This is a genomic window from Synechococcus sp. BS56D, assembly GCF_004332405.1.
Lineage (GTDB): Bacteria > Cyanobacteriota > Cyanobacteriia > PCC-6307 > Cyanobiaceae > Synechococcus_C.
This window is the reverse complement of record NZ_PHQU01000005.1, coordinates 212,402-230,343: the sequence shown is the minus strand read 5'-3', so window position 1 is coordinate 230,343 and position 17,942 is coordinate 212,402. Positions and strand designations below refer to the sequence as shown.

The following is a 17,942-nucleotide window of genomic DNA, read 5'->3' as shown; positions in this document are numbered from 1 at the left end:
AATACAAAGAAAAGCGAAACTATGCAGCAATTCCGAATAACGCACAAAGCATAAAATCCGCACTCTTTATTACACCTCAACAGGGAAAAGCTTTTCGTTCTAGGTTCAAAAAACACCGGAGTCAACCTGGAGTTTCTGATGGTGAGTTCACTCAGTGCCTTCCTTGGAGAAATCGGACGACATCAACTGCTCACCCCAGAGCAAGAACTCACTCTCGGACGCAAGGTTCAGGCCATGGCGGCGATCACCGAGCGCTGCATGCTTGCTGGTGGTTCAGGCCCAGCCTGTGCTTACAGCGATGACGAAAAACGCACGATCAAACGTGGAGAGAAAGCCAAAAACCAGATGATCACGGCCAATCTTCGCCTTGTGGTGAATCTGGCCAAGCGCTACCAGGGCAAAGGGCTTGATCTGCTTGATCTCATCCAAGAGGGAACGCTTGGCCTCACCCGAGCCGTTGAGAAATATGACCCCACCCGTGGCCATCGCTTCTCCACCTATGCCTATTGGTGGATTCGCCAGGGCCTGAATCGCGCTCTTTCCACCCAAAGCCGCACGATTCGCATTCCTGTGAATGTGAATGAAAAGCTGACCAAACTGCGGGCCGCGAAGGCACGGCTGATGCAGCGCAATGGTCAACCCGCCAGCCCAGCCCAATTGGCCGAAACGATGCAGATTCCCCTCCCGGAAGTGGAGGATCTGCTCGCCTGTGAGCTGCGCAGCGTGACCGTCAGCCTGCAGGGAATCGTGAAATCGAAGGCCGATCCTTCCGAACTGGTCGATGTGCTTCCCAGCGATGAGCTGCCGCCGATGGAGCGGGCGGAGATCGCCGAACGCACCGCCTCAGCCTGGACGCTTCTTAAAAAAGCCAATCTCACCCCCAAGGAGCGGACGGTGGTAACGCTTCGCTTCGGACTGGATGGCAGCCACGAGTGGCGCACCCTCGCTGAGGTGGCTCGCCAGATGGGATGCAGCCGCGAGTATTGCCGCCAGGTGGTGCAACGGGCCCTGCGCAAACTTCGCAAGACCGGGATCCAGCAAGGCCTCGTGGAGAGCGGGTTCTAACCCAGGTCGGTTCCCCTCCCTCGCCACGGGGGGGCGCACAGCCCAAATTGGAATCAAATCCACGCATCCCTTGTGATGGCACAGTTTTTTGACGCGGGAGCCGCGAACGGAGGAGCTGCTGCAGGGCGATCGGTGAATGGCACTTTCATCAACAGCGAGGTCATCGACAGCGAGGTCATAGACAGTGAGGTCATAGACAGTGAGGTGATCGATGAGGGGGTGTTTCGCCGCCTGCTCCGCCGTGCTGGTCGAACCATCGCCCGTCCAGCTCTTGAAGCCCTGGAGTTGGTTCTCGACCCAGGCACGCCTCCACAAGTGCGTTTCACGATGGTGGCGGCGCTCACCTACCTGCTGCTCCCCACAGACCTGATTCCCGACCTGCTGCCCGTTGCCGGATTCAGCGATGATCTCGTAGCTCTCACGGCCCTGATCAGCGTGCACAGCAATCACGTCAGCGATGCCATCCGGCAGCGAGCACAACGCAAACTGGATCGCTGGTTCCCCAACGGTCGCCCATGAAGCGCTGGACCTCCGAGATCGAAACGGAACTCACCGTCCTCCTTAAGGACTGGCTGAAGCAGCAGGGACGCACCCAAGCAGATCTGCGGCGCAGCCTGCGAGCCAGCTCCACCCGCATGCCCGCCCTCATGGAGGTGCTGGAGCGAGAGCATCGGCTCGGTGGTATGCCCCGCCTCGCCGCGAGGCTCTGCGCGATTGAGGCTGAATGGAGCACCACAGCCCAAATGCAGAGCGGCCACGAAGCCTCCGGAGGCTCGGATCTGGGCGGAGCAGACCCTGACCCCTTTGGACAGCTGGACCTCCTCCTTCAGGAGATCCGCGACGATCGCGTCAACTGAGCGTGATCAGCGGCAGGATGGGTCAAGTCACAGGTAAGCCGTGAGCCTGACCAACACCGCGATCACCTCCAAGGGCCTGCTGCTCGGGTTGCTCTCAGGGCTCAGCCTTCTCGCCCCAGTGGAACTACGGGCCCAGACCGAAGGATGGCTTTTGGGTCCCAACAGCCGGACCGGGCAAGACAGCAAGGTGGTGCCCACTGATTGCGTCGAAGGCGCCGACGGTTCGGTCACTTGCAACACCAAGATCGTCAATCCCCCCGGCGACACCCCTGCCAAGCCCTACTACCAACCCTTCAGCAACTGACGAGACCCTTGACGCGCGCCAGTCGTTCCTTCCCTTCATTCCTGCACGCGGTCGACAGCGTTGAACGCATCGTGGCCAAAGTGCTGGCTGTGATCACCTGTGTGGTGATTGCCGCCTCGTTGCTGCAGCTCATCCAAAGGGTGGTTGTTTCCCTGCTCAACACCGGCAACACCTCCTGGCTGGGCGATGGTCTGATCAAAGTGCTCGGTGATCTCCTCACGGTGCTGATTGCCATCGAAGTTCTGCAGAACGTCACCAGTTATCTGCGCCGCCATGTGGTGCAGCTCGAGCTGGTGCTGGTCACGGCTCTCACCGCAGTCGCCCGAAAGGTGATCGTGCTGCCGGCTGGCTCGGAAGACAAACCGCAGCTCCTGGTCGGGCTGGGCGTGGCCTCGATTGCTCTTGCCGGTGCCTACTGGCTCGTCATGCGGGCGAGCAACCAACGACCGCTTCCGGGCGATCCTTCCACAGCAGAACCAACCAGAGCGTTCCTGGATCAGGATCCGTACGCTCAACGCGGTGTCGGCGGTGAGGCTCTAGGTAAAGCGAATCCCCCACGCTGAGATCCCGCAGCTCCTCTGGTCCATCAAGCCGAATGGTGGCACTGCCGCGAAGGACCACCAACCATTCATGCTCCTCCTGGTCATACCAGAAGCCTTGAGGGCTTGCTGCATCAGAGGAATGGATGGTTTGTAAACACCAGTCAGGGCCGCGCTGAAGGGTTTGCACCACCTCCTCGCCCGCCGGTGGTGCAGACGATCCGAGCAGATTGTCTGTGCGATCCCCCACGGACTGTGGTGCATCACCCCAGCGCCTGCCGATTGCAAATCCCCAGGAGCTGGCCAACTGCACCACCTGGTTGTGATCCGTGCATGCTGCGAAGCGGGCCCGCCGTTCTGGATCCGTTTCTAGACACGCCACCAGAGCGTTCAGTTGGTTCACCTTATGGAGAAACTGCTGCAAATCTGCTTCCGCCATGCGAGGACCTCTATCCAACGCCGTGATCCTGGCAACAGACGAATCGATGCTGCTCCACTGAAAGTCATGACGATCTCGCGGATCCAAGATGACAGCCTCCAGCAGAACCCTGACCATTGGTGAACTGGAGGCAGGCTTCGCCAGCTACTGCCAAGCACTCAGGCGGCTGGTGTCCGAAGGACGTGATCTCAAAGCGATTCAACGCACGATCTGCTGGGATTATCTGGAGCGTCTGCACACCTGCCTTCCCCAGAGCTATCGCTCCCCGGTTGAACTGGTGCAGCGTTATCAGCGTGCCACCCTCGAAGCTGGCGCAAAATAATCCAATCAACTGATTGGACGAAGGCCCCGATGAAGCTTCTGCGCTGGATCGCTGGTTTCTGCATCGCAGCCACCCTCAGCCTGGCCCCGTTCTCCATCAGCGCTCAGGCCGCAGATGGGGAGCAACTGTTTGACCTCCATTGCGCCGGATGCCATCCCCATGGGGGCAACATCATTCGTCGGGGACGCACGCTCAAACTCTCTGCACTCGAGAAGCGAGGACTCGACAACCAAGAGGCGATCGCCAAGGTGGCCCGAGAGGGCATCGGCCAGATGTCTGGCTATGGCGAAGTGCTCGGGGAAAACGGAGACATCGCAGTAGCCGCCTGGGTCTGGGACCAAGCTCAAAAGGCCTGGATCCAAGGGTAAACCTCTAATTCGGTCCAGATCTTTTGCCGCCAGTAAACGTCTTGCTGAAGCAAAGACAGGATCTGAGCACGGGATTCGCCTTCAAAAATCCCAAACACATGGGTACTGCTCTCCGTTGGACCGAGCGTGATCAATGTGCCCTCCTGCTTCAAGGTCGCCAATCGAGATAGATGCTCTTCGCGGAAGGGTGCACGTTTTTCTAGGGCGTTCTCGCAGTAAGTACCCCAGAGAACGAATCGTGCCATCGGTCGAGTTTGAACCAGCTTCTGAAGAAGTATCGCGCAAAGGTTGGCGCAAAGGCACGATCAAACGCTATCTTTGCGGAGTAGATCTCTTTAATCACGATCATGCTCACCGGGAGCGACCTGCTCACTAAAGTCAAAGAGCTGGGCGATGTCAGCAAGTCGGATCTCGTCCGCGCCTGTGGCTACGTCTCCGACAAGAAAGATGGCGGCGAACGGCTCAATTTCACCGCGTTCTACGAGGCTTTGTTGGAAGCCAAGGGCGTCAACCTCGGTGCCGGTGGCGGCGCAGGTGTTGGCAAAGGCGGCCGCAAACTCTCCTATGTGGCGACAGTTCAAGGCAATGGCAATCTGCTGATTGGCAAGGCCTACACCGCCATGCTCGACCTCAAGCCTGGCGATGAGTTTGAAATCAAGCTTGGCCGTAAGCAGATTCGTCTGGTTCCTGTTGGCAGCACCGACGAAGACGAAGAGTGATCAGCTGCTAGCAGCGCTCCGTAGCTGCCGGCAAAAATCACCCGCTTCCGCCGCTGCAGATCCTGGATCTGCAGCGGCGATTCTTTTGACCAGGGCACTACCAACGATCGCCCCGTCGGCACCCCATTGCTTGACTTGAATCACCTGGTCAGGACCAGAAATTCCGAAACCAACGGCCACCGGAATCGAGCAGCAGCCCTTCAAAGATTCCACAAGTGACGCCACGCGTCCTTCCAAATTCGCGCGTTCTCCCGTCACGCCAGTGACACTCACCAAATACGTGAACCCGCGGCTGGCGGAAGCAATCCTGGCCATGCGCTCTGCTGGGGTGGTTGGTGCCACCAAAAGCACAAGATCCAGCCCCTGCTGAGCCGCCAAGGGAGACAACCTCTCCGCTTCCTCCAAGGGCAGATCTGGAATCACCAGTCCGGCGGCACCAGCGGCAGCGGCTTCAGCAAAAAATCGCTCCGGACCACGATTAAGCAGTGGATTGCTGTAGGTGAACAGAATCACAGGAATCGTGAGTCTTCCCTTCAGCCGTTGAAGCATCTCAAGCACCTTGCCCGGTGTGGTTCCTGAACCAAGGGCCCGATAGGCCGAGGCCTGAATCACAGGGCCATCCGCGAGCGGGTCGCTGTAAGGAATGCCGAGTTCCACCAGGTCGGCCCCATTGTCCTGAAGGCTCAGCAAGACATCAGCGGTGACATCCAGATTCGGATCGCCAGCCATCAGAAAAGGCATCAACGCCATCCGGCCCTCGGCCTTCAACGTCTGGAAGCGAGCGGTGATGGCGCTGCAGGGCATGGCTTTGGATTCTTGAGAAGCGGTGGATGCCTGGGAAGACGTCATGGGTGGAGCCTACGGTTCGGGGCTTGGGTCCTGATCGGAATCCCCTGCAACCTCAGCAAGAAGGCTCTGCTGCTGCTCAGGACTGAGCGCATCGAAACGTGCCAACAGTTCCGCATCGGTGACCTCGTCGTAGGCCTGGCGATAGCGCCGTCGTTGCTCCATGAAGGTCATTTTTCCGGTGACAACACGGAAGAGATAGGAGCCGGTCCAGATGATGACGATCACAATCAGAACCGCTTCAGCAGCGATTCCGGCCGAAGCGTCCTGAAAACCTGCGGCGGAGAAGGCTCCATAACCAACACCACCAAGCACCAGGACCAACAGCCCCAGCAGAATCACCTTGAGACGAGTCAACGGTCAGACCTCTCCTTGACCCTGAAGACGGAAATTAAGGAAAGGAGCAAACAGAATCATTCCTGGGAAGAACAGGAAGACGAGACCGTAGATCCCAAGCCGCTCGAGCTTGCCCATGTGATGCCAACGGCGATTCATCCACAGAAACAGCCCCAGCGGCACAATGAACAGATAGGCCCCACCCAACAGCACATAGGCCACAAGCACGGGAAGCCAGGTTGGATCGAGCAGGCTCGTCAGGGCATCCAACACGACATCAATCAACCGGTTGCGTCGAAATCTAGGATGCCGTTCAGGGTGCCGGAAGCCGACCACCCACTGGGGGCGTGGCGGAATCGGTAGACGCACGCGACTTAAAATCGCTTGGGATGAAAATCCTGTGGGGGTTCAAGTCCCCCCGCCCCCACTCAGTCTCTGAGCAATCACTAGGCAAGTTCACGCCCTCTGCCTAGCTTGAAGCTGACGCGAGATCGATGCTCCATGGAGCCCGCAGAACTTCTGCGCTGTCAACAGCGAGATGCGGGGCATGAGCAGTGGGATCGCTGGGGCACCTACTTGAGCGACCGTCAGTGGGGAACGGTGCGGGAGGACTATTCCGCTGATGGCAACGCCTGGGCCTCCTTTCCCTTTGACCACAGCCATCTGCGCAGCTATCGCTGGGGGGAGGACGGGCTGCTCGGCCTTAGTGATGAGCAAGGGCTGCTCTGCTTGGCGCCAGTGCTCTGGAACGGAAAGGATCCCATCCTCAAAGAGCGCCTATTCGGCCTTGGCAATCCCGAGGGAAACCACGGCGAAGACATCAAAGAAGCGATGTATCACCTAGCCGGTACACCCACCGGCAGTTACGCCAAGGCGCTGTATCGCTATCCCCAGTGCCCCTTCCCCTACAAACAACTGCGGGACGAAAACCGACAGAGGGGAAGGGATCAACCCGAATTTGAGCTGGTTCACACCGGCGCCTTTGACGAGAGCCGCTTCTTCGACCTTGAAGTTGAAATCGCCAAAGCCACCCCTGAGGATCTGCTGATCCGCTACACAGTCACCAATCAGGGGCCAGAGGCCGCTGCATTGCACTTGCTGCCAAGCCTCTGGTTCAGAAACACCTGGAGTTGGGGAGACGGAGATGCACCACATGGCCAAATTGAAGCCCTGGCGGATGGTGTGAAGACGTCAGCGATTCCAGGACTACCAGCGATGGAGCTGCACTGCAGTGAAGCAGGCACTTGGTTGTTCACTGAGAACGAAACCAACAGCCAAGCTCTTTACGGACAACCCCTGCCACAGCCCTATGTCAAAGACGCCTTTCATCGCTATGTGATCCAGGGCGAACAGGATGCGGTCAATCCCCAGCGGGTGGGGAGCCGCAGCGCGCTGCTCCTGCAGAAAACCCTGGCAGCGGGAGAAGTGTGGTGTGTTGATCTTCGCCTAAGTAGGCACGACCGCCGTCACTCTGATGAAAGAAATCTGCTGGCATCCGAGCACGCCAGCACGCTGCTACAACAACGGCGAGCGGAATGGACTGAGCACCTAGCCAGCATCACCGGAGCACTGGATCCGGAAGACCAGGCCATCCATGCAGCAGCGGCGGCAGGCCTGTTCTGGTGCCGTAAGTTCTACAACTGGAATGTCTCCCGCTGGTTGCGAGGAGACCGATCCGGCCCGAAACCGCCTGAGGCGCGCTGGCATAGCGAAAACGCCTACTGGAAAACATTGCGCTCCCGCAATGTGATCTCCATGCCCGATTGCTGGGAATACCCCTATTTCTGCCAGTGGGATTTGATGTTTCATGCGGTCGCTTTTGCCGAACTGGATCCGGGCGAGGCCAAGCGCCAATGCCGCATGCTGCGTCAAGCGTCCTACACGGCCAACAACGGCCAATCACCGGCCTACGAGTGGGCCCTCTCCGATGCCAACCCACCGATCGGCGCCTGGGCTGCCCTACGCGTGGCCCAGATCGAACAACGCTGCGGCGGTCAGCTCGATAACGCCTTCCTGCGGAGTGTCTTCCGCGAACTATTACTCGAATATGGCTGGTGGGCCAACCGCACCGATCGCAACGGCGACAGCCTGTTTGAAGGAGGCTTTCTCGGCCTCGACAACATCGCCATCTTCGACCGTCGCTATCCCCTGAAAGACGGCAGTCGCATCGAGCAATCCGATGGCACCGCCTGGATGGGCATGTTCAGTCTCAACATGCTTGAGATTGCCGTCACCCTGCATCAAGACCGGCCGGAGTATGCCGAACTCACCGATCGTTTCATCGACGACTTCTGCGGGCTTTGCTTCGCGCTCAATAGCCCAGGCGTCCGCGGGTTTGTGAACTGGGATGAACAGGATGGCTTCTACTACGACATCCTCAAACGCCCCGATGGATCAAGCGACTATCTGCGCACCCGCTCACTCGCAGGTCTGATTCCACTCCTAGGAATCGCCAGCTTTGATGCCGACCAGGTGGCACGCATTCCCAACCTGGATGTGCGCCGCACCATCTCGGAGGTAGCCAGGGAACGGGGGGCACCGTTTGATCACATCAACCATTTGGGGTCATGGCACCGCGACCGCGTGCTCTACTCCCTCGTGCCGCCATCCCGACTGCGTCGCATCCTGACGCGGGTCTTCGACGAGAACGAATTCCTTTCGCCCTATGGGATTCGAAGTCTCTCCAAGGTCTATGAGACATCTCCTTACAGCTACGTGGAGGGCAGTGACTCAGCCACCATCAGCTACAGCCCCGCGGATAGTCCGGTTGCCATGTTTGGCGGCAACTCCAACTGGCGTGGACCAATCTGGATGCCGATCAACTTCCTTCTGATTGAAGCGCTTCAGAAATACGGGCACTTCTTTGGCGATGATTTTCTGATCGAGTTCCCCACTGGTTCAGGCCAGCAGATGAATCTGTGGCAGATCTCGCTTGAACTGCAGAAACGTCTGGTCGGAATCTTCCGTCGAGACCCTGAGGGACGTCGGGCCTTCAATGGTGATGTAGACCTGTTCCAGAAGGACCCACTGTGGAGGGATCTGTTCCTCTTCAACGAATACTTCCATGGCTGCAATGGGTCTGGCGTAGGCGCCAGCCATCAGACCGGATGGACAGCTGTAGTAGCCAAGATGCTGACGCAATTGAAGCGCTGGAACTGAAGGGAACGACTCCGGGCGTGGAGACGTTGTCATCAACACATCATTGCTGACGGCACAGACATCACTTCCTAGCGTTGCAAAAGGAATGTGGTTGTGACTTCGATGGACCTGTGCACTCGAGCCGCACAGCGCACAACACCCGTGGAACCCCAGGGGGAAGCGTTCGATGTGGTGATCATTGGAAGTGGTGCGGGAGGCGGAACGCTGGCGAGGGCACTGGCCGATTCAGGCCTGTCGATTTTGATTCTTGAGCGGGGGGGCTGGCTGCCGCGCGAACCCCAGAACTGGGATCCAGTGGAGGTCTTCCAGAAGAATCGCTACGTCAGTCAAGACATCTGGAAAGATCAACACGGAACGGCTTTTCAGCCCGGTAGCCATTACTTCGTTGGTGGCGCATCCAAAATGTATGGAGCCGCGCACTTCCGCCTGCGGGAACGAGACTTCGAGTCGGTCATGCATGTCGACGGAGAGTCACCGGAGTGGCCACTGAAATATGACGTGTTTGAGCCCTACTACCGAAAGGCCGAAGAGTGGTATCACGTGCACGGACTGCGCGGTGAAGACCCCTTCGAACCGCCGGCATCATCGCCCTATCCCTACGCGCCAATCAGCCATGAGCCACGCATGCAGAAGCTGGTGGATGACTTGCGTTCCGCCGGGCTACACCCCTTCCATCAACCAACAGGTGTTGCTCTGAATGAGAGTGATCCAGCCTTCAGTGCCTGCGTCCGCTGCAACCGCTGTGATGCATTCCCTTGTCTGGTTCATGCCAAGGGAGATGGTGAAGTGATGGGCGTTCGCCCTGCACTTGATCACGACAACGTGTTCCTACTCACCGATGCCGAGGTGGTGCGGCTTCAGACGGATGAGAAAGGACATGAAGTGAGCGAAGTCGTGGTCAAACACGATGGCCAGGAACGACGATTCAAGGGTTCCATCGTTGTGGTGTCGGCCGGTGCCGCCAACAGCGCACGACTTCTGCTGATGTCAGCGAACGACGCTCATCCCCGCGGTCTCGCCAATCGCTCCGACCAGGTGGGACGCAATTACATGTATCACAACTGCAAGGCCGTCGTTGCTCTTGCCCATGAACCCAATCCCACGGTGTTCCAGAAGACGGTGGCGATCAACGACTGGTATTTCGGCGATAACGACTTTGATTTCCCGATGGGTCATGTACAAATGACCGGCAAGACCAATGGGGCGATGATGAAGGGATACAAGCCACGGCTCACAGCCCTCGCTCCAACCTGGAGCATGGACAAACTCGCTGAGCATTCGCTTGATTTCTGGATGCAGACGGAAGATCTGCCACGACCCGATAACCGTGTCACCGTGGATCGGAACGGTCAGATCACCCTGTCGTATACGGCCACCAATAACCGGGCATCCGAGGAGCTGATCCATCGACTCGAAGGCTTGCTCGACAAGCTCTATTTGCAGAATCACCTTGCAGAACGCCAGGTCTACTTCGCTTCCGCCATGGAACTTGCCGCCGTTGGCCATCAGTGCGGCACCTGCCGTTTCGGAACCGATCCCACCACTTCAGTTCTGGACTTGAACTGCAAGGCCCATGATCTCGACAATCTCTACGTGGTGGACACAAGCTTCTTCCCCAGCAGCTCGGCAGTGAACCCTTCGCTCACCACAATTGCCAATGCGATCCGAGTGGGCGAACACCTTGTTGAGCGGCTGAAACCATGAGCCAGAAACACTCTCTCTGGCTGGGATCGGTCTTTATCGTTCTGGCCTTTCTTGCCAACACTGCCCAGAGCGTATTCGGCAAATATGTTGATTCATACCTGAGTGTGCAGGCATTCACATTTGGCACCTTTCTGGTTGCTTTTACACTGGTTTTACTACTGACAGCTTTGCGCCAATTCAAGGACTTACCAACCCGTAAAGGTGGCTATCATCTTTTGCGCGGTATCACCGGAATTGCAGGATTCACTCTCTTCATTGCAGCCGCTCAATTAACCTCACTAGTAGACACCAATGTATTGGTCAACACAACACCGATCTTCATTCCAATCCTGGCATTGATCTTTCTACGTCAACGCATTAGCTGGCAGATCTGGCTTGCCATTGTGATTGGCTTTGCCGGCATGGTGGTCGTGGTTCGGCCTGATGCCAACATCCTTTCCAACCCAGGCAACCTAGTAGCACTTGCAGCAGGCTTTGTTACCGCCATTGAATTTCTTGCAGTCAATAAACTCGACGAAAGCGAATCCCCTCTCACACAATTATTCTACTTTTTACTCTTCGGAGTTGTCGTATCTGGCGGCCTAGCCATTGGCCACTTCCAGGCAACTCCTCCCTGGGTTCTCTGCATGATGGTAGCAACCGGACTCTGCCTCCTGGCCTTCCAATTCTTACTAATCAAGGCCTACCTCTATGCAAAGCCTCATGAAATAGGTGCCTTTCAGTACAGCTCAGTCGTCTTTGCAGCCATCTTCGGGATTGCTCTCTTTCGCGAAAGCATCAGCCTAGAAAGTGTTATCGGCGCAGTCATGATCTGCGCTGGTGGCATTGTCAGCATCTCAGGGAGGCATTGACTGTCATGGCCATTCAACGGGTCCTTGGCTTACTACAGAACGCAGCACAGCCCAACGAACTAGCGAATTGGTATGTCGACAACCTTGGCTTTGAAGTCACTGGTCGTGATTCGTTAGAGGGGGAATGGACCCTGCAACTGTTTGGCGACATCGCGAAGGCCGGAATTGAACGCGTTGTACTTGAAATCGGCGACGAGCAACTTCAAATCTGGGGATGGCCAGGGGTGAAGGATCCAACACCTTACCCCGAGTGCTGGGGAGGAAATGATCACTGGTTCCAGCACATCTGTCTGGTGAGTGATGACCTGCAAGGGATCTACTCTCGCTTACTCGATCAGGGCATCAACCCGATTTCAACTCAGCCCCAATGCCTTCCAGAATGGAACAGCGCCGCTGCAGGCATCTGGGCTGCGAAATTCAAAGATCCTGCCGGCCACCCTCTAGAACTGCTGCAGTTCCCCGCAGATAAAGGAGACAGCCGTTGGCGTGAGAAAAGCCGCAATAACGGGCTTCCGAAGGGTATTGACCACTCAGCGATCAGCATCGCCAGCACGGAAACCAGTCTGCGTTTCTATCGCAACATGCTGGGCCTCGAAATCAAAGGAGAAAGTCTTAATCATGGGTCTGAACAGGACGCCATGGATGGATTGCAGGGCACCAGGGTGGCCATCACTGGAATCGGGTCAGGGCCGCATTGTATGGGAGTTGAGTTTCTCCACTACATCGCACCGAGCGGAGGTCGAGATCGTCAACATCCGAACTGGAGTGATGCCTGTGATCGAAAACTATTGATGCAAGCTGAAGCCATCACTGCCTTGCATGAACTGGTCATCAATAGTGAATTAGGGAGCGATTGCAGCCCTCTTGTGAGCTTGCCTGCCGAGGCTTTCGCTGCTCAGCTTGGCTTCACTGTGCGTGATCCCGATGGCCATAGCCTGGTGATCGTGGGTTGAAATCAACCGAAGATCACCTGCAGGCGGGGCGCAACCAAAACAAGATCAAGGCTCAATGGTCCACCACCTGAGGCCATCAGAACTGCACACATCACCACATACATGGCAGCTTTCTCCCAGCTGGGGGGCTCACCAACACCCATGGGTCCGGCATAGTCACCTTCAGGGATCTGGAACGGATCTGGCGCGATAAAGGGGAAACCACTGCGGATCTCAAGCACAACGGCATAGAGCATCGACACAGCGATCGCCGCGGCCGCAAGGGGTGTTAGCAGACCCATGATCAGAGCAACGCCACCGGCCCACATCGAGAATGCCGACAGAAAGCAAAGCCAGGCCGGAGTCTTCATAGCTGCGGCCCAGGTGTTGAGATTTCGCAGCTTCGGCCAACCATGGCGAATGAACACCACACCGGTGAATAGACGCAACAGCACCAAGCTGAGTCCTGCCAATCCGGCTGGGGAGGTGGGGACCAATAGGGCGATCGGATCCATGCCAGGAAACCTGTGATACCCGGACAGTAGAAACAATCACCCTTGCCGTCAGGAAGACCAATGACTCGATGAGCAGGAGATGACAAGAACACAGCCGGATCGACGAAAACCAGCTAACTAAGAAGGGCTCGATCCCTTTGTTTTATGGCTCAGGTTCCCCAGGCGATGACCTCCCTGTCTCTGCAAGACAAAGTGATCGTCGTCACCGGTGGCAACTCCGGAATCGGTAAGGCAATCGTCGAAACGGTCGGGAGCCTGGGCGCGAAGGTGGTCATCGATTACCGCTCGCATCCCGAACGCACGGAAGAGCTCATCGAAGAGATCGGCGAGCTCGGTGGGAAGGCGATTGGTGTGCAGGCAGACGTGGGCAAGCTTGAAGACCTTCAATCCCTTGTCGACACTGCAGTGAAGACCTTTGGACGCATTGATGTCATGGTCAATAACGCCGGTATCGAGACACGTACATCCATTCTCGACACCACACCTGAAGACTTTGACAAGGTGATGAACGTCAACCTTCGGGGCGTCTTCTTCGCCACCCAATACGCCGCCAAGCAGATGATTGCTCAGGGTACGGGTGGTCGCATCATCAACATTTCTTCGGTGCATGAAGACTGGCCGATGCCCAACAACACCCCCTATTGCGTTGCCAAGGGGGGCGTGCGCATGCTCACCCGCACGGCCGGTGTGGAACTCGCCGGCAAGGGCGTCACGATCGTGAACGTCGGCCCTGGTGCCGTTGCCACACCGATCAACGATTCCACCATGAACAATCCTGAGCTTCTGGCCAAGCTCGATGCAGCCATCCCCATGGGCCGAATGGCCCAACCAGAGGAGATCGCCTCTGTGGTGGCCTTCCTTGCCAGCAACGGCGCCAGCTACATGACCGCCACCAGCCTGTTCGCCGACGGCGGCATCATGATGAGCAGTCCTGGGCTCTAACCATCCACCGCGACACGCCAAGCCAAGGTCTCCCCGGCATGGAACAAACGCGGCGCTTCCGCTGAATCGAGGGCATCCGCCCTGTCATCCGACAGCGTCAGGCTCTGGGGTACCACCTGGGGCTGGCGCACCAGGGTGACCGTTTCGCTGTTGAGAGGCAGGCGATAGAAACGGGGCCCATGCTCACTGGCAAAGCCTTCCAAGCGATCCAACGCCCCTTCCTGCTCAAAGATCGCGGCGTAGCTCTCCAGGGCGTGGGCCGCATTGAAGATGCCCGCGCAGCCACAGCTGGTTTCCTTGGCGGAGCGGGCGTGGGGAGCGGAATCCGTGCCCAGAAAGAAACAGGGCTCACCACCGGTGGCCGCTGCCACGAGGGCACGACGATGGCGCTCCCGCTTCACGACTGGCAGGCAATAGAAATCGGTGCGCAATCCACCCTCAAACATCGCGTTGCGATTGAGATGCAGATGGTGAGGGGTGATCGTGGCCGCCAGGGTTTGTTCCCCTGATTGGTGCGCAGCGCGGACATAGTCCACAGCTTGTTCGGTGGTGATGTGCTCCAGCACCACCCGCAGAGAAGGAAACCTCCGGCGCAACGGCACCAGATGCCGTTCGATAAACACAGCCTCCCGATCAAACACATCCACCTCTGGATCAGTGACTTCGCCATGGATCAAGAGGGGCAGATCGATCGCCTGCATCGTCTCGAGCACTGGCGTGATGGCGTCTAGATCCCTGACCCCGGCAGCAGAATTGGTGGTGGCATTGGCGGGATAAAGCTTCACCGCCGTGAAGACTCCAGCCTCGAAACCCTGCTTCAGATCCTGAGGGTCGGTGGAATCGGTGAGATAGGCCGTCATCAGGGGCGTGAACGACAGACCTGGTGGCAACACCGCCAGGATGCGCTCGCGGTACGCAACAGCGGCCTTCGTGGTCGTCACCGGGGGCCTGAGGTTGGGCATCACGATGGCCCGGGCGAAAAGACGCGCTGTCGATGGCAGCACCGCCTCCAACATGGCCCCATCCCTCAGATGCACATGCCAATCGTCGGGGCGACGCAGGACGATGCGGGATGGGATATCCATGGGCGAGGGATCAAACGGGAAGACCAGCCACCGCGGAGTGGAGGGCCTGCAAACGATCCTCGCTGATGCACTCCCCGGGAATCTGCTCAATCAGCTTCAGCTTCTCCAGACGGGTGCGGGCCGCACCAGGAAGCACCACCAGATGCACCCGACGGCCCACCTCAAGGGCCTCCTTGATCGCGTTTTCAAGTGCCAAAGAGGCGGTCACACCCAAATGGGTGACTTCCCGCAGGTCGAACACCACCGCGTCGCAATTGGCGATGGCGTTGTGTTCACGGGCAATTGTCTTGGCAACCCCGAAAATCATCGGACCAGCGAGCTGAAAGAGCAGCACGCGGCCAGCGGCCTTGTCGAGAAGCTGCTGCTCCTCAGGAGCAAGCTCCACATCATCATCAGCGGTGCTGATCGTTTTCACCCGCTTCGACTGCAGGGCGCTCATGCGGTCGATCGTGAGCACGTTGGCCACAAACACTCCGATTCCCACCGCAGCAATCAAATCGACCAACACGGTCAACGCGATCACGCCATAGGTGATCAGGGCCGCCTTCAGAGACAGGTGATGGGCGCGGCGCAGGAAATCCCAGTCGATGATGTCGAGACCCACCTTGAGGGCAATGCCCGCCAGCACGGCCAGAGGGATCGTCGACACCAAGGGGGCTGCCAGCAGGATCACCAGCATCAGGATCACGGCCCTGACAACACCGGAAAGGGCGGAGCGGCCACCAGCCTGAATATTCACGACGGTGCCCATGGTGGCGCCAGCACCAGGCAATCCACCGAACAGACCAGAGGCAATGTTGGCGAGGCCTTGACCCACCAGCTCCTTATCGGAATTGTGCTCGGTGCGGGTGAGGCTGTCCGCCACCACCGAGGTGAGCAGAGCATCGATGCAGCCGAGCATGCCCAGCACGGCGGCATCGATCACCATCAGCCGAATCTGGCCTGCTGAAAATGTGGGCAGGTGCAGGGTGGGAAACTGAGCCTGGAATTCGGGAATGGTGCGCAGATCCGCCGACGCAAACAATGTGACCGACAGGATCGTTCCCACCACCAGAGCCAGGAGCTGGGGGGGGCAGATCTTCTTCAGCCGGCTGGGGGTCAACCACAGAATCGCCACGGTGATCAGGGCCAGGGCCAACTCGTAAGGCCGAACCCCAGAGAGCAGCTGCGGCAACTGAGTCAGCGTGCCGACCACTCCCCCCTTGGGGCTGACCTGCCCCAGGAAGGGTGCCAACTGAAGGATCACGAGAATGATGCCGATCCCGGACATGAAGCCGGAGATCACCGTGTAAGGCATCTGGGTGACGTAACGACCCAGGCGGAACACCCCGAAGAGGATTTGGAACAGGCCGGCCAGGATCACCACCGTGAAGGCCATCGCCAGGGCGGTCTCCTTATCGGGAGCTGTGGCCGTAAAGCTGAGGATCACCGAGGTGAACACCACCGTCATCGGACCGGTGGGTTCGGAAATCAGGGTGGGCGTCCCACCGAACAGGGCGGCGACCAGTCCAATGATCACTGCGGCCCAGAGTCCAGCCGCGGCACCGGCACCTGAGGCCACACCGAAGGCAAGGGCCATGGGCAAGGCGATCACGGCGGCGGTGACGCCACCGAAGGCGTCACCCCGGAGATTCCGGGTGCTGATGTGATTCAGAAGCACCTTGAAAAAGAGGGTGAGGGTGAGGTCGCGAAATGCTAGGTGTCTGGTTTGAGGGCAGACCTGTCGGACGATCAGGATTCGTCATCACCCTCAAGAGCAGACTTAATCCTCTCCCTCAGCGTCGCGATGCCCCCCTTCCTGATTGCCGCCCTGGAAGTGCTAGTCGGAATCGCCCTGCTGTTTGGAGGCGGCGAACTGTTCGTCCAGGGCTCCGTCACCCTGGCTCTGATTCTGGGGATTCCCCAGTTGGTGATCGGCCTGACGGTGGTCGCCCTTGGCACCAGTGCGCCGGAATTGTTTGTGAGCGTTGGCTCCGCCCTTCAAGGCTCCGCCGATCTGGCGGTCAGCAACGTGGTAGGCAGCAACATTTTCAATGTGATGGTGGTGCTTGGCAGCAGCGCCCTCGTGCTGCCTCTGCGGGTGGAGAGTCGTCTCGTGCGCAGGGATGTTCCCCTGCTGCTGGCAATCTCAGCCGCCGTCTGGGGCATGGCCTCGGCAGGCCGGGTCACCTGGCAGGCAGGAGTAGCCCTGCTGGTCGCCTTAGCAATCAACACGGTTTGGGAGATCCGCACGGCTCGGGAAGAGCCTGATGGCATGGAGGAAGCCGAGCCGGAGATCGATCCGAGCTCGGCCGATCAGGGGCTCTGGGGGGCGCTGCTGCGCCTGGCCGCAGGCATTGTGCTGCTGGGTTTCGGCTCCAACGTGCTGGTGAAGGGAGCCAGCGCTGCCGCTGGCTTCCTCGGGGTGAGCGAGGCCGTGATTGGACTCACGATTGTGTCGGCGGGCACCTCGATGCCGGAACTGATCACCTCCCTGGTGGCGGCGATCCGGGGGCGGACCGATCTGGCCATCGGCAACGTGGTGGGAAGCAACCTGCTCAACCAGCTGCTGGTGCTCAGCTGCGCAGCTCTCGCTTCCGGGGCCCATGGCCTGCATGTCGACCCGATGCTGATCGAGCGTGATCTGCCGGTGATGGTGCTGACGACCTTGGCCTGCATGCCCATCTTCTGGACCAAAGGGAGGATCACCCGACTGGAAGGAGGAATCCTCCTTGGCCTTTACATCTTTTATGTGATTGACCAGGTGCTGCCCCGCACCCTGCCGAGCTGGCAAGACGAATTTCGACTGGCGATGCTCTGCCTTGTGCTGCCTGCCGTGCTGGTGCTTATCGCCCTCCAGGCGATCCTCTACTGGCGCCAGCTTCGCTATCGCCGAGACAGCATCGACAGTGAGCAGTCGTGACAGGGATCACCTGCTTCGGTGATCAAACACACATAAGGCATTCGCAATCCGACAAGG

At 58.5% G+C, this 17,942-nt stretch carries 21 protein-coding genes, 1 tRNA gene and 1 pseudogene; 15 read left to right on the top strand and 8 right to left on the bottom strand.

Going from position 1 to position 17,942, the window contains the following annotated elements; translation table 11 throughout:
• The first annotated feature begins 138 nt into the window (after nucleotides 1-138).
• The 5 genes from CWE17_RS09185 to CWE17_RS09165 all read left to right on the top strand — a co-directional run bounded on the left by CWE17_RS09185 (nucleotide 139) and on the right by CWE17_RS09165 (nucleotide 2,789).
• On the top strand, nucleotides 139-1,065 hold the full coding sequence (locus CWE17_RS09185) for an RNA polymerase sigma factor RpoD/SigA (protein ID WP_131456428.1): 927 nt from the start codon (nucleotides 139-141) through the stop codon (nucleotides 1,063-1,065).
• 75 nt (nucleotides 1,066-1,140) lie between these two features.
• Complete coding sequence (locus CWE17_RS09180) at nucleotides 1,141-1,584, top strand: YkvA family protein (protein WP_131456426.1); 444 nt, start codon at nucleotides 1,141-1,143, stop codon at nucleotides 1,582-1,584.
• Nucleotides 1,581-1,922 (top strand): hypothetical protein, encoded by a 342-nt coding sequence (locus CWE17_RS09175; protein WP_131456424.1) that lies wholly within the window; start codon nucleotides 1,581-1,583, stop codon nucleotides 1,920-1,922. The genes CWE17_RS09180 and CWE17_RS09175 overlap by 4 nt, the downstream gene beginning before the upstream one ends.
• 40 nt (nucleotides 1,923-1,962) lie before the next feature.
• Nucleotides 1,963-2,226 (top strand): hypothetical protein, encoded by a 264-nt coding sequence (locus tag CWE17_RS09170; protein ID WP_131456422.1) that lies wholly within the window; start codon nucleotides 1,963-1,965, stop codon nucleotides 2,224-2,226.
• A gap of 8 nt (nucleotides 2,227-2,234) precedes the next feature.
• Entirely contained in the window at nucleotides 2,235-2,789 is a 555-nt protein-coding gene (locus CWE17_RS09165) for a phosphate-starvation-inducible PsiE family protein (RefSeq protein ID WP_240789347.1), read from the top strand.
• Here CWE17_RS09165 and CWE17_RS09160 read toward each other — a convergent pair.
• Nucleotides 2,752-3,204 (bottom strand): annotated as a pseudogene (locus CWE17_RS09160) (Nif11 domain/cupin domain-containing protein); the annotation flags it as partial. The gene CWE17_RS09165 and the pseudogene CWE17_RS09160 overlap by 38 nt on opposite strands.
• A gap of 88 nt (nucleotides 3,205-3,292) precedes the next feature.
• On the opposite strand from CWE17_RS09160, the gene CWE17_RS09155 reads away from it, so the two are divergent.
• Together CWE17_RS09155 and CWE17_RS09150 are read left to right on the top strand one after the other, a co-directional pair.
• Nucleotides 3,293-3,526 carry a DUF3136 domain-containing protein gene (locus tag CWE17_RS09155; protein ID WP_131456418.1) on the top strand — a complete coding sequence of 78 codons (234 nt, stop codon included), beginning with the start codon at nucleotides 3,293-3,295 and terminating at the stop codon, nucleotides 3,524-3,526.
• A 29-nt stretch (nucleotides 3,527-3,555) separates the two neighbouring features.
• Complete coding sequence (locus CWE17_RS09150) at nucleotides 3,556-3,894, top strand: c-type cytochrome (protein WP_131456416.1); 339 nt, start codon at nucleotides 3,556-3,558, stop codon at nucleotides 3,892-3,894.
• Here CWE17_RS09150 and CWE17_RS09145 read toward each other — a convergent pair.
• The gene (locus tag CWE17_RS09145; RefSeq protein WP_131456414.1) at nucleotides 3,870-4,139 is read right to left on the bottom strand and encodes a YciI family protein; all 270 of its coding nucleotides are present in this window, start codon (nucleotides 4,137-4,139) and stop codon (nucleotides 3,870-3,872) included. The two genes, CWE17_RS09150 and CWE17_RS09145, sit on opposite strands and share 25 nt — an antisense overlap.
• A gap of 102 nt (nucleotides 4,140-4,241) precedes the next feature.
• Here CWE17_RS09145 and CWE17_RS09140 point away from each other — a divergent pair, with 102 nt between their 5' ends.
• Nucleotides 4,242-4,613, top strand: a complete 372-nt coding sequence (locus tag CWE17_RS09140) for an AbrB family transcriptional regulator (protein ID WP_131456412.1) — start codon at nucleotides 4,242-4,244, stop codon at nucleotides 4,611-4,613.
• Here CWE17_RS09140 and trpA read toward each other — a convergent pair whose 3' ends face one another.
• From trpA to CWE17_RS09125, 3 genes are read right to left on the bottom strand one after another with little or no spacing between them, the layout of a single operon-like run.
• Entirely contained in the window at nucleotides 4,614-5,417 is an 804-nt protein-coding gene (gene trpA, locus CWE17_RS09135) for a tryptophan synthase subunit alpha (RefSeq protein ID WP_131456566.1), read from the bottom strand.
• Nucleotides 5,418-5,471: 54 nt separating this feature from the next.
• Nucleotides 5,472-5,816 (bottom strand): DUF3007 family protein, encoded by a 345-nt coding sequence (locus CWE17_RS09130; RefSeq protein ID WP_131456410.1) that lies wholly within the window; start codon nucleotides 5,814-5,816, stop codon nucleotides 5,472-5,474.
• A gap of 3 nt (nucleotides 5,817-5,819) precedes the next feature.
• Nucleotides 5,820-6,068: an NAD(P)H-quinone oxidoreductase subunit L gene (locus CWE17_RS09125; protein ID WP_131456408.1), complete on the bottom strand. Its 249-nt coding sequence runs from the start codon at nucleotides 6,066-6,068 to the stop codon at nucleotides 5,820-5,822.
• A gap of 68 nt (nucleotides 6,069-6,136) precedes the next feature.
• On the opposite strand from CWE17_RS09125, the gene CWE17_RS09120 reads away from it, so the two are divergent.
• The 5 genes from CWE17_RS09120 to CWE17_RS09100 all read left to right on the top strand — a co-directional run bounded on the left by CWE17_RS09120 (nucleotide 6,137) and on the right by CWE17_RS09100 (nucleotide 12,462).
• A tRNA-Leu gene (locus CWE17_RS09120) sits at nucleotides 6,137-6,222 on the top strand.
• 74 nt (nucleotides 6,223-6,296) lie between these two features.
• Entirely contained in the window at nucleotides 6,297-8,954 is a 2,658-nt protein-coding gene (locus CWE17_RS09115; RefSeq protein ID WP_131456406.1) for a glucosidase, read from the top strand.
• 102 nt (nucleotides 8,955-9,056) lie between these two features.
• Complete coding sequence (locus tag CWE17_RS09110) at nucleotides 9,057-10,658, top strand: GMC family oxidoreductase (protein ID WP_131456404.1); 1,602 nt, start codon at nucleotides 9,057-9,059, stop codon at nucleotides 10,656-10,658.
• Nucleotides 10,655-11,509 carry a DMT family transporter gene (locus CWE17_RS09105; protein WP_131456402.1) on the top strand — a complete coding sequence of 285 codons (855 nt, stop codon included), beginning with the start codon at nucleotides 10,655-10,657 and terminating at the stop codon, nucleotides 11,507-11,509. The genes CWE17_RS09110 and CWE17_RS09105 overlap by 4 nt, the downstream gene beginning before the upstream one ends.
• A 5-nt stretch (nucleotides 11,510-11,514) precedes the next feature.
• Nucleotides 11,515-12,462 (top strand): VOC family protein, encoded by a 948-nt coding sequence (locus CWE17_RS09100; protein ID WP_131456400.1) that lies wholly within the window; start codon nucleotides 11,515-11,517, stop codon nucleotides 12,460-12,462.
• A gap of 2 nt (nucleotides 12,463-12,464) precedes the next feature.
• Here the strand turns inward: CWE17_RS09100 and CWE17_RS09095 are convergent, their stop codons facing one another.
• Nucleotides 12,465-12,956 (bottom strand): DoxX family protein, encoded by a 492-nt coding sequence (locus CWE17_RS09095; protein WP_131456398.1) that lies wholly within the window; start codon nucleotides 12,954-12,956, stop codon nucleotides 12,465-12,467.
• 165 nt (nucleotides 12,957-13,121) lie between these two features.
• On the opposite strand from CWE17_RS09095, the gene CWE17_RS09090 reads away from it, so the two are divergent.
• Nucleotides 13,122-13,898, top strand: a complete 777-nt coding sequence (locus CWE17_RS09090) for an SDR family NAD(P)-dependent oxidoreductase (protein WP_131456564.1) — start codon at nucleotides 13,122-13,124, stop codon at nucleotides 13,896-13,898.
• Here the strand turns inward: CWE17_RS09090 and pyrC are convergent.
• Both pyrC and CWE17_RS09080 read right to left on the bottom strand, forming a co-directional pair.
• Nucleotides 13,895-14,983 (bottom strand): dihydroorotase, encoded by a 1,089-nt coding sequence (pyrC, locus tag CWE17_RS09085; protein ID WP_131456396.1) that lies wholly within the window; start codon nucleotides 14,981-14,983, stop codon nucleotides 13,895-13,897. The two genes, CWE17_RS09090 and pyrC, sit on opposite strands and share 4 nt — an antisense overlap.
• A gap of 10 nt (nucleotides 14,984-14,993) precedes the next feature.
• Complete coding sequence (locus CWE17_RS09080; RefSeq protein ID WP_131456394.1) at nucleotides 14,994-16,643, bottom strand: SulP family inorganic anion transporter; 1,650 nt, start codon at nucleotides 16,641-16,643, stop codon at nucleotides 14,994-14,996.
• Nucleotides 16,644-16,769: 126 nt separating this feature from the next.
• Between CWE17_RS09080 and CWE17_RS09075 the strand changes: the two genes are divergently transcribed.
• Nucleotides 16,770-17,885, top strand: coding sequence for a calcium/sodium antiporter (locus tag CWE17_RS09075; RefSeq protein WP_131456392.1), 1,116 nt, complete (start codon nucleotides 16,770-16,772; stop codon nucleotides 17,883-17,885).
• The last annotated feature ends 57 nt before the right edge of the window (nucleotides 17,886-17,942 follow it).